The 10,345-nt window shown below is 75.0% G+C and carries 9 protein-coding genes; all 9 read right to left on the bottom strand.

What is annotated here, in order from left to right:
• Positions 1-584: 584 nt before the first annotated feature.
• Positions 585-1,880 (bottom strand): tyrosine--tRNA ligase, encoded by a 1,296-nt coding sequence (tyrS, locus tag ACYVGT_RS27715; RefSeq protein ID WP_460863720.1) that lies wholly within the window; start codon positions 1,878-1,880, stop codon positions 585-587.
• A gap of 458 nt (positions 1,881-2,338) precedes the next feature.
• A complete protein-coding gene (gene lhgO, locus ACYVGT_RS27710; protein ID WP_460863718.1) occupies positions 2,339-3,577 on the bottom strand; it encodes an L-2-hydroxyglutarate oxidase in 1,239 nt (412 codons plus the stop codon).
• 108 nt (positions 3,578-3,685) lie between these two features.
• Complete coding sequence (locus ACYVGT_RS27705) at positions 3,686-4,087, bottom strand: DUF742 domain-containing protein (protein ID WP_460863716.1); 402 nt, start codon at positions 4,085-4,087, stop codon at positions 3,686-3,688.
• Between the two features lie 3 nt (positions 4,088-4,090).
• The gene (locus tag ACYVGT_RS27700) at positions 4,091-6,001 is read right to left on the bottom strand and encodes a sensor histidine kinase (protein WP_460863713.1); all 1,911 of its coding nucleotides are present in this window, start codon (positions 5,999-6,001) and stop codon (positions 4,091-4,093) included.
• A 510-nt stretch (positions 6,002-6,511) separates the two neighbouring features.
• Positions 6,512-7,447 carry a sirohydrochlorin chelatase gene (locus tag ACYVGT_RS27695; RefSeq protein WP_460863711.1) on the bottom strand — a complete coding sequence of 312 codons (936 nt, stop codon included), beginning with the start codon at positions 7,445-7,447 and terminating at the stop codon, positions 6,512-6,514.
• Positions 7,448-7,523: 76 nt separating this feature from the next.
• Positions 7,524-8,153: a GTP-binding protein gene (locus ACYVGT_RS27690; RefSeq protein ID WP_460863709.1), complete on the bottom strand. Its 630-nt coding sequence runs from the start codon at positions 8,151-8,153 to the stop codon at positions 7,524-7,526.
• A complete protein-coding gene (locus ACYVGT_RS27685) occupies positions 8,134-8,556 on the bottom strand; it encodes a DUF742 domain-containing protein (RefSeq protein WP_460863705.1) in 423 nt (140 codons plus the stop codon). Before ACYVGT_RS27685 ends, ACYVGT_RS27690 begins: the two co-directional genes overlap by 20 nt.
• Positions 8,553-8,963, bottom strand: a complete 411-nt coding sequence (locus tag ACYVGT_RS27680) for a roadblock/LC7 domain-containing protein (RefSeq protein ID WP_460863703.1) — start codon at positions 8,961-8,963, stop codon at positions 8,553-8,555. The genes ACYVGT_RS27685 and ACYVGT_RS27680 overlap by 4 nt, the downstream gene beginning before the upstream one ends.
• Positions 8,964-10,345: sensor histidine kinase (locus ACYVGT_RS27675; RefSeq protein WP_460863700.1), on the bottom strand; the 1,382-nt coding region annotated here is incomplete at its 5' end.

Below are 10,345 nucleotides of genomic sequence, written 5' to 3'. Positions count from 1 at the left end.
ACACGCGCTGTTGAGTTCTCAAGAAACAACCGCTCACCGCATACAAGCCTCCGAAAAACAATCTTCCGAAGCTCTTCTGTCAGGGCGCTTATTCCGCTTTCTCCGAATTTAGCACGTCCCCGCGACCGATCTGAACGGATCAGAATGTCTGCTGGAGTGCGGTGCTCCCTTGCGGGCCCGGAGCGGCGCCGTCAGGGAGTGCCACCGAACCGGGTTCCGCCGGGTGGGACCCGGCGCCGCCCGTGGCGACTCGGATAACTATAGGGGCTCCTCCGACCGCGGTCAACTCGCCCGCTGCACTCGGCGGCGGACGGAGCGATCGGGCGCGCGGTGCACACCGCGCGGCAGGTCTGTGCAGAGGGTGTCCTGCCCGGTGGCCAAGCCGCCTAAACACGCGCGGAGGAGACGAATCGTGTGCCGTGCCGGCGCCTTCCGCGCCCGGCCCCCGCTCCCCCGCACCGCAGTGGCCGCGGGACGGCTCAGGAGGCGGGTGTGCCCGGTGGCGCAGTCGCTGCGCACCACCGGGCACTCCGCGAGCCGGTCCGGCGGGGCCGTCCGGCCACCGCCGCGCACCGGTAGTGCTGCTAGCCGACGACCACCCCGCCGGCGCTCCGCTTGCCGCGGCGGAGCACCAGGTAGCGGCCGAACAGCAGGTCGGCCTCAGTGGCGACGGCGTCCACATCGGTGACCTTGGCGTTGTTCAGGTAGGCCCCGCCGTCCTGCACCGCGCGGCGTGCCGCCGACTTGCTCGGCACCAGCTCCGCCGCAGCGAGCAGGTCCACCACCGGCACGCCCGCACCGAGGCCGTCCAGCGCCGTCCCGGGCACCTCGGCGAGCGCTGCACCGAGTGTTGCGGCGTCGAGGTCGGCAAGATCGGCCCGGCCGAACAGGGCGTGGCCGGCCGCGGCCGCCTTGGCGCACTCGTCCGCGCCGTGCACCAGCGCGGTGAGCTCCTCGGCCAGGGCGCGCTGGGCCGCCCGCGCGGCGGGCCGCTCCTCGGTCTGGCGGGCGAGCTCGCCGATCTCCTCGCGGGTGCGGAAGCTGAACACCTTCAGGTAGCGCACAACGTCGCGGTCGTCGGCGTTGAGCCAGAACTGGTAGAAGGCATACGGGCTGGTCAGCTCGGGATCGAGCCACACCGTTCCGGTCTCCGTCTTGCCGAACTTGGTGCCGTCGGCCTTGGTGAGGAGGTTGGTGGTGAGCCCGTGGGCGCGGCCGTGCGGGCCGTTGCCGTCCATCCGCCGGACCAGCTCCATGCCGGCCGTGATGTTGCCCCACTGGTCGCTGCCGCCGGTCTGCAGCGTGCAGCCGTAGCGCCGGTAGAGCTGCACGAAGTCGTAGGACTGCAGGAGGACGTAGCTGAACTCGGTGTAGCTCATGCCGTCGCCGTCGAGCCGGCTGCGCACGGTTTCGCGCTGCAGCATCTGGTTGAGGCTGAAGTGCTTGCCGACGTCGCGGAACATCTCCAGCGCCGACATGGAACCGAGCCAGTCGGCGTTGTTGGCGAGGACGGCGTCGGTGGCCGCGGGCTCTGCGCCCTCCGGTGTGAACCGGAGGAACGCCGACAGCTGGCTGCCGAGCGTGCGCACCCAGCCGGCCACCGTCTCGGGCGAGTTGAGCGTCCGCTCCGCTGAGGGCTTCGGGTCGCCGATGAGCCCGGTGCCGCCGCCGACGAGCGCGATCGGCCGGTGGCCGGCGCGCTGGAAGCGGGCCAGCGTGAGGATCTGGGTGAGGTGGCCGACGTGCAGACTGCCCGCGGTGGGATCGAACCCGCAATAGAGCGTGACCGGTGCGTCGACGAGGGCCTTGCGGAGTTCGTCGAGGTCAGTGGTCTGCGCGAGGAGTCCGCGCCATTCGAGTTCGTCGACGATGTCGGTCACTTCGGTCACTGTCGTCTTCCGTGCTCTGCGGTGGGTGGACGGGCGGTCGCCCGCCCGTTCCACGGTATCCCGGGCTGCCCCCGGCGCGCCTCCCGTTTCCGGGTGTGATTCCGGCCCCCGTTTCGGATGACCTGAAACGAAACAAAATAGCGGGATCGCCGCAGCCGCAGGCATTCCGTACCCCTGCTCCCAATCCCCGGCCAATGTCCGAAATGACGGGCCCGAGCGGGTGCGCCCACGACATGTCTACCCACCGTGACCAGGAGCGGAATCGCACTGCCCCTCGGTCACCGGCGGTATCTCCTGCCCCGTCGGCGTTCTCGCGTTCCGGTCACCCCGGGGACCCTTGTGACTGGCGTCATATCCCACGTTGCACTTCTACGTTCTGTAGTCAGTGATCATGGTCCCTGGCTCACGGAAAGACCCCCGGGGCCGCATTCGGCCGGCTCCGGTTCCCCCTATCGCTGCCGGTGCGGTGCGGTCCCGGGCCTGCGCGGAAGCCGCTCGCCGAGGTACTCGGCGATGGCGAGCGCCGAGGTGGCCGCCGGCGACGGAGCGTTGCGGACGCAGAGGATGCGCTCCTCGGTGTCGATGGCGAAGTCGTCGACGAGCCGCCCGTCGCGGCCGAGCGCCTGCGCCCGCACTCCGGCCGGCGCGGGCTGCAGGTCGCCCGCAGTGATGCCGGGAACCAGCCGGGACGCCTCGCGGGCGAACACCGCGGCAGAGGCCGACACCGCCATCTCCCGCGCACCGACCGTCCAGTGCTTCTTCGCCAGCCGCCAGAAGCCCGGCCAGGCGAGGGTTTCGGCGAGGTCCCTGCGGTCGGCGTCACGCAGCCGGTATCCCTCGCGAGCGGCGGCGAGCAGCGCGTTGGGCCCGGCCATCACCTCGCCGTGCACGTGCTTGGTGAGGTGGACGCCGAGGAACGGGTAGCGCGGGTCGGGCACCGGGTAGACCAGGCCGCGCACCAGGTGCCGCCGCTCGGGCACCAGCTCGTGGTAGACACCGCGGAACGGGACGATCCGCGGGTCGGAGCCGGCGCCGGCCATCTTCGCCAGCCGGTCGGAGTGCAGCCCGCCGCAGAGCACGACCGAGTCGAAGCGGAACCGCCACCGCTCCCCCTGCGGGTGGCCGGTGAGCACCTCGGCGCCGCCGGCGTCCTGGCGCAGGTCGATCACCGGGGTGGAGAGCAGGACGCGGCCGCCGCCGCGCCGCACGTCGTCCGCGAGGGCCTCGGCGACGGCGACGTAGTCGGTGATGGCGGTGTGCGGCGAGTGCAGGCCGGCGACCCCGGAGACGTGCGGCTCCAGGTCGCGCAGGCCGTCCGGGCCGAGCAGGGCGGTGCCGGGCACGCCGTTGGCCTCGGCCGTCGCCGCGATGTCGGTGAGGCGGGCGCGGTCGTCGTCGTTGCGTGCCACGAGGACCTTGCCTGCCTCCTCGTAGGGAAGGCCGCGCTCGGCGCAGTAGTCCTTGAGCAGCGTGCCGCCGCGCCGGCACAGCCGGGCCTTCAGCGACCCCGGCCGGTAGTACAGCCCGGCGTGCACGACCCCGCTGTTGTGCCCGGTCTGGTGGGCCGCGACCCGGTCCTCCTTCTCCAGCACGGTGACTCTGGCGCCGGGCCGCTCGCGCACGATCCAGGCCGCCAGCGCCAGGCCGATGATTCCGCCGCCGATGATTCCGATGCGCTCGTCATTCACGGCCGGACACGCTAGCACCGGCACCGGCGGGGCCCAGAGAGAGGACCGGGCCCCCGCCACGCTCCGAGCGCCCCGCCGCGAACCCCCGACGACGGCTCTGCCGGCCCCTCAGAGCGCACGCAGCCCTTCCAGCACGCGCCCCAGGACATCGTCGCCGGGCCGCGGCGGGGGCGCGGTGCGCAACCGGCCCTCCTCCACCAGGCCGGCGACGAGATGGCGCACCAGAGCGAGCGGCAGTTCCGCCTCGGCGGCGAGGTCGGCGAGGCGGCGCGGGGCGGCACAGGCCCGCAGGATGCGCGCGACTTCCGGCGCCGGCTCGGTCTCGGGCCGGGCGCGCTCGGTGGCGGCGACGGTGGCCAGTACGTCGGGGCCGGTGCGGCCCGGCGGGGCGGGCGCACCGGGCGCCGGAGCCGCCGGGCTGCCCGCGCGCACCGCGAACGGGCGGAGCAGCGCGCCCCCGTCCACCATTCCGCCGCCGCCCTCTCGCCGGCGGCCGTGTCTGCCAGACATCCCCTAGTCCCCCGTTCCGCTCTCCAGCAGGGTGTGGGGGAGGACGGCGGTGGCCCGGGTGCCGCCGTAGGGGGAAGGGGTGAGCCGGACGGCGATGCCGTGCCGCGCGGCGAGGCGCGCGACGACGAACAGGCCCAGCCGCGGTTCGTCGGGCAGGGCCATGACGTCGAATTCGGGGGCGTCGGCGAGCGTGCGCGCCGCCTCGGCATACCCCTCTTCGGTCATGCCGAGTCCGCGGTCCTCCACACCGACGGCGATGCCGGCCGAGGTGGTGGCGCAGTGCACGTCGACCGGCGTCCCGGCCGGGGAGAACTGGGTGGCGTTCTCGACGAGTTCAGCGACGAGGTGGACGACGTCGGCGACGGCGGTGCCGCGCAGCCGCGCGTCGGGGACCGAGGTGAGGCGCACCCGCTCGTAGTCCTCGGTCTCGGAGATGCCGGCGCGCAGCACGTCCACCATGGGCAGCGGACCGCGCCAGCGGCGGGCGCTGTGCGCGCCGCCGAGGATGATCAGGTTGTCGGCGTAGCGGCGGGCGCGGGTCGCCAGGTGGTCGAGGCGGAAGAGGCGCTTCAGGGCTTGGGGGTCGTCCTCGGCGTATTCGATCTCGTCGAGCAGCCGCAGCTGGCGCTGGACGAGGGCCTGGTTGCGGTAGGCGATGCCGAGGAAGACGCGGTTGGCGCCCTCGCGGATCTCGGCCTGCTTGACGGCGGCGCCGACCGCGGTGCGCTGCGCGGTGTCGAACGCGGCGGCAACGGCGGTGAGCTCGTCGTCGCGGCTCCGGCCCCGGGTGTCGCCGGCGGCACCGGCCAGCCGGGGCAGCTCGGCGTCGACGTCGACGCGGCGGCCGCCGGAGGCGCGCGCGACGAGGTCGGGGAGCCTGCCGCCGGCGGTCTCCAGCGACGCGGCGCGGAGCCTGCCGAGGCGGCTGGTCAGCCGGCGGGCGGAGCGTCCTGCGGCGAAGATCGCTGCGGCTCCGGCCAGCAGGGTGAGTGCGGCCCCGCCGGCGGCGAGGGCGACCCGCTCGAGGGCTGCGTGCTGGGCGCCGTCGTAGACCGCGTCGAGCTGGGCGGCGGCGAGGGCGTCGAGGCGGTCCCGCGCAGCGGAGGCAGCGGTCCGCCACTCGGCGGCGTCCACACCGACCTCGGTGTTGAAGTGCGCTCCGCTGGCCGGGTCCTCGGTGACCGGGGCGCGGGTGACGACGTCCCGGCTGAGCTGCTCGGTGCGCGACCAGTCGTCGTCGCCGACGGTGCGCGCGTAGGCGGTGCGCGCGCTGCCGGACAGCTCCGGCTCGACCGCGTCGAGGGTGTCCCGGTAGGAGGCGGTGAGGTAGGTGAAGTGCGAGGTCTCCTGGTAGGCGAGCGCGTCGGCGGCGATGGCGCCGGCCAGCAGCGCCTCGGCGTGGGAGAACTCCTCGGCGGCGGAGCCGAGGTCCCGGGCGGCGGCGGCCTGGGCGGCGTCGGCGCCGTCCCGGGCGGCGTCGAGGAGTGCGTCGCGGTCTTCGGCGATGTCGGCGATGACGGCGCTGTAGCCCTCCAGGACGGAGCTGCGCATCCCGTCCTCCCCGACCTCGCCGCGCAGGTCCTGCAGCGTCCGGGCGGCGGGCCCGGCGCCGTCGTTCGGGGCCGCGGCGAGGGCGCGGTCGGTCGCATCGCGCTGCTCGGCGTACTCGGCGGCCGGACCGGACCCGCCCGGGGCGCCGAGGATGATCTGGGAGAGGCGCCGCTCTTCGCGCAGCGCGGCGAGCACTTCGGCATAGGCGGCGGTGCCGCTGCGGCCGTCGGCGACGGCGCGGGCGATCGCCACTGCCTGGACCGTCCCTGCAGCGGTCATGAGGGTCCACAGGACGAGAAAGCTCACGCTCGGGATGAGGACCATGCGGGTGAGCTGCCCGCGGATCGTGGACGTCGCGGCCATGCGGCAGACGCTACAGCAGCACCCCACCTCTCCGTGGTGGTTCCGTCACATTGAGTGCACAACTGCTGGTGGCGCCCGCGGAACGGGCGCCGGGCCCGCCGCTGGGAACGCACTCTTCGCGGCGCCGGCCCGGACGGCGCGGGCCGGAGTCGGCCCCCGGACCGGCGGAACACCCCGACGCGGCAGCGCCCGGCGGGGATGCGCCGGGCCGAGCAGGAACAGGACCTGCTGCAGGCGGCCGATCCGGCCGGAGCGCTGCTCCCGCGAGGTGGCGGCGGGCACCGGGCGGAGCGGGCCCGCCGGCGGGGAAGGGGAACGGGCCGTTCGTGGGGAGGGAGCGCTCTGCTGCGGGACGGGCGGTTCCGGGACACCGCCGCGCAGCGGCCGGAGGCAGAGGGGCAGCCCCTCAGCACGGCCGGGATGCCGCCCCTCGGGAGCAGCTGCGGGAGAGGCGGGAGGGGGTCGGCCGGCCGAGCGGGGCGCTCGGCCGGGGTCGGGGGGACGGGGGGATCAGTCTTCGGGGCGGTGGCGGGAGCCGACGGGAGCGGGGAGATCGTCGGCGCTCGGCGGGGTTTCGACGCCCAGGGTGTTGAGGACCTCGGCGTAGCGGAGGGCGGCGATCTTGGCGAGCGTGCCGCCGGCCCCGAGCGGAGCGCTGGCGCGGGCGCCGTGCTGCTGGGCCAGGTGGGCGAGCCGGCCCTCGGCCAGCTCCGGGCCGAGCACCCCCGGCGCGATGACCGGGCGGGTCGAGCCGCCGTCGCGCAGCTGGCGCATCGCCTCGGCGGTGGCGGCCTCGTCGTCCAGGTCGGCCGGGAGCACGGTGATCCCGAGCCGCGCGGCGAGCAGGACGGCGGTGACGCCGGCGGCACTCACCGCGTCGGCACCGCCGGCGGCGCCGACGACGACCCCGTCGGTCATGCCGGTGTCGTTGGCGACGACGCTGATCAGCCGCATACGGTCGGCGCGGACGAAGCCCGCCTCGGCCAGCCGCAGGTGCAGGACTTCGGCGAGCATCGGGTGCGGCCCGAGCCCTTCGGTGACGCGCACGTCGGCACCGGACTCGGCGATGGCCTGCTGGATGGCCCGGGTGGTCGGCCCGTGCGGGCCGGTGACCAGCGGGACGACGATGCCGCTGACCGGACGCCCCTCCTGCGGACCCAGCCCGTCGAGCGCGGCGGTCAGGGCGGACGGCGCGTCGGCGGTCCCGCCCGCCGCGCCGGTGAGCCCGTGCCGGATGCCGACCTCGGGGCGGTAGGAGCGCAGCAGGTCGGCCATCTGCCGGCCGATCTCCTCGGCCTCGGCGTCGCCGCCGGGCACGGCGAGGATCAGTTCGGGGGTCCCGACCCAGCTGTCGAAGGAGAGCGGGTTGCGGTGCCGGCCGGAGCGCCGCCGCGGGAGGTCGCGCGGGGGAAGCCGGTCCGGATTCTGCTTGCTGTCAGGATTCACGGGGAGATGCTAACGACTCGGCGGTGTGGACCGGACGGGTGCACGGGGGGCACGCGTCGCCGGGCCATCGTAGCGCTCACCCCGCGTGCTGCGGGGTGCGTCGCCGGATCACATGTTCGACCAGCTGGGTGAGGACCTCCTTGCCGCAGGCGCGGTCCCGCGCATCGCCCGGGACCACCGGAACGTCGTCGGCAAGGTCGACTGCGCCGCGGACTTCGTCGGCGGTGTACTGGGCGGAGCCGTCGAACCGGTTGACGGCGAGCGCGAACGGGATGCCGCGCCGCTCGAAGAAGTCGACCGCGGGGAAGCAGCCGTCGAGCCTGCGGGTGTCGGCCACGACGACCGCGCCCAGCGCCCCGTCGGCGAGCTCGTCCCACATGAACCAGAACCGGTCCTGGCCCGGGGTGCCGAAGAGGTAGAGCACGATCGCGTCGCTGATGGTGATGCGGCCGAAGTCGAGCGCGACCGTGGTGGTCGACTTGGCTTCCACACCGCGCACGTCGTCCACGCCGCGCCCGGCCTCGGTCATCAGCTCCTCGGTGCTCAGCGGGGTGATCTCGCTGACCGAACCCACGAGCGTGGTCTTGCCGGCACCGAAGCCGCCGGCCACCAGGATCTTGACCGCGATCGGCGGCGGGCCGGCCTCGGGCCCGCCGCCGGCTCCGGGTGCGGTGCCGGGAAAGCCGTCAGAGACGTCGGATGCCATCGAGTACCGCCTGAAGTAGGTTCATCTGGGGTGGCCGCTCCGCGGTGGGCGGCGCGGTGGCGACCACGTCTCCGGTGTCGAGCAGGTCGCCGACGAGTACTTTGGCCACCGTGACCGGCAGGTCGAGCCGCGCCGAGATCTCGGCGACCGAGACCGGGCTGCGGCAGCTGCGCAGGATCGCCGCGTGCTCCGGGCGGCGGGCGGTGCCGCCGTCGCCGCCGGCGCCGCGGAGGCTGTCCGAGGCGCCCGCGGGACGGTTCCGGGCGACGACGATGCTGATCAGGTCGAGCTGGGCCGCCGCGGCACTGCGCGTGCGGCCCTGGGTGAGGGCGTAGGGCCGCACCAGCGGGCCGCCGGCGGTCGGAGGGCGCGGCCGTGCGGGACCGCCGGCCGGCCCCTTCACGGCGTGCCGACGCGGGGCGCGGAGGACAGGAAGGCGCCGACGCGGCGGATCCGCATGTTCATCTCATAGGCGACCAGGCCGACGTCGGCCTCCTCGCCGGCGAGGACGGCCAGGCAGGCCCCTTCGCCGGCCGCGGTGACGAAGAGGTAGGCGTGCTCCATCTCCACCACGGTCTGGCGCACCGCTCCCCCGCCGAACTGGCGGCCGGTGCCGCGGGCCAGGCTCTGGAAGGCCGACGCGACCGCGGAGAGGTGTTCGGCGTCCTCGGCCGACATGCCGCGGGAGCGCCCCATCAGCAGGCCGTCGGCGGAGAGCACGACGGCGTGTTCGGCGCCGACGACGCGGTCGGCCAGGTCGTCGAGGAGCCAGTTGAGGTCCGCGGCCGCTGCGTTGCTGTTGTGCACCATCTAGTCGCTGCTCTCTCCCATGTGTTCGAGCTCGTCCCGGCGCCCGCGGCGGGTTCCGCTCTGGAACGCCTCCATCATCCGGCGGGCGTCCTCCGGAGCGGTCGGCGCGGGCCCCGACCGGTTCGGTTCGGTGCGCAGCTGCGGCGCGAGCCCGGCCTGCTTGCGCCGCCGCGGCAGCGCCGGCCGGACCGTGCCCTCCGGCGCAGCGTCCGCCGGGGCCGGGTCGGGGGCGCTGGCCGGCGCCTGCTCCGCTGCGGCCTGGATCCCCCGGACCGGGTGGCCCGCGGGTGCCGCGGCGGCGGGGGCGGGTGCAGCAGCGGCTCTGCCCGCTGCGGAGCGGGCCATCGCCGCCGACGGGCCGGTCGGCGGCCCGCTGCGGCCCTGCGCCGCCGGGGGCGCCACGGTGAGCGCGGCCGGCAGCAGCACCACGGCGCGGGTACCGCCGCACGCCGAGGGGCAGAGCTCCACGGCGGCGCCGTGCCGGGCAGCGAGGCGGGCGACGACGAACAGGCCCAGCCGCAGGTCGCGGTTGAGCGCCATCACGTCGAACTCCGGCGCGGTGCGCAGGGTGGCGTTGGCGCGCTCAAGGGCGTCCTCCGGCATGCCGAGGCCGCGGTCCTCGACCTCGACCACGACGCCCTTGGGCACGGGCTCGGTGCGGATCGACACCCGGGCGTGCGGCGGGGAGAAGGCGGTGGCGTTGTCCACCAGCTCGGCGAGGAGGTGGACGACGTCGGCGACGGCGGCACCGGACAGCGCGAGGCCGGGCACCTCCTCCACGTCGACGCGGGCGTACTCCTCGGTCTCGGAGACCGCCGCCCGCAGCACGTCGACCAGCGGCACCGGCTCGTGCCAGCGGCGGCCCGGGCGGCCGCCACTGAGGATGACGAGGTTCTCGGCGTTGCGCCGGCCGCGGGTGGCGAGGTGGTCCAGCAGGAACAGGTCGCCGAGCAGGTCGGGGTCTTCCTCTTCGCGCTCGATGCGGTCGAGGAGGGCGAGCTGGCGCTGCACGAGGGACTGGTCGCGGTGGGCGATGCCGAGGACGACGCGGCTGACTCCGGCCCGCAGGTCGGCCTGGCGGACGGCGGCGCGCACGGCGGTCCGCTGCGCGATGGTGAAGGCGTCGGCCACCTGGCCGACCTCGTCGGCGCCGTAGTCGAGGACGGGCAGCGCGCAGTCCGGATCGACCTGATCGCCGCGTTCGAGGCGGGCGACGATGGCGGGCAGTTCGCTGCGGGCCAGGGCGAGGGTGTCGGCGCGCAGCCGGGCCAGCCGGTCGATGAGCGCCGCGGCGCGGCGGGACGCTGCGCGCGAGGCGAACAGGCCGGCCAGCAGCGCGCTGGCGAGCGCGGCGGCCGCGCCGGCCGCGACGATGTGCGCGG

The organism is Nocardiopsis coralliicola (assembly GCF_054779695.1).
This window is presented reverse-complemented; position numbering and strand designations above follow the sequence as displayed.

Bases quoted from the DNA above. Each gene is read 5' to 3' on its own strand.
- ACYVGT_RS27680 (WP_460863703.1), bottom strand. From the start codon at position 8,963: ATGGTGCACAACAGCAACGCAGCGGCCGCGGACCTCAACTGGCTCCTC.
- ACYVGT_RS27700 (WP_460863713.1), bottom strand. From the start codon at position 6,001: ATGGCCGCGACGTCCACGATCCGCGGGCAGCTCACCCGCATGGTCCTC.
- ACYVGT_RS27690 (WP_460863709.1), bottom strand. From the start codon at position 8,153: ATGGCATCCGACGTCTCTGACGGCTTTCCCGGCACCGCACCCGGAGCC.
- ACYVGT_RS27705 (WP_460863716.1), bottom strand. From the start codon at position 4,087: ATGTCTGGCAGACACGGCCGCCGGCGAGAGGGCGGCGGCGGAATGGTG.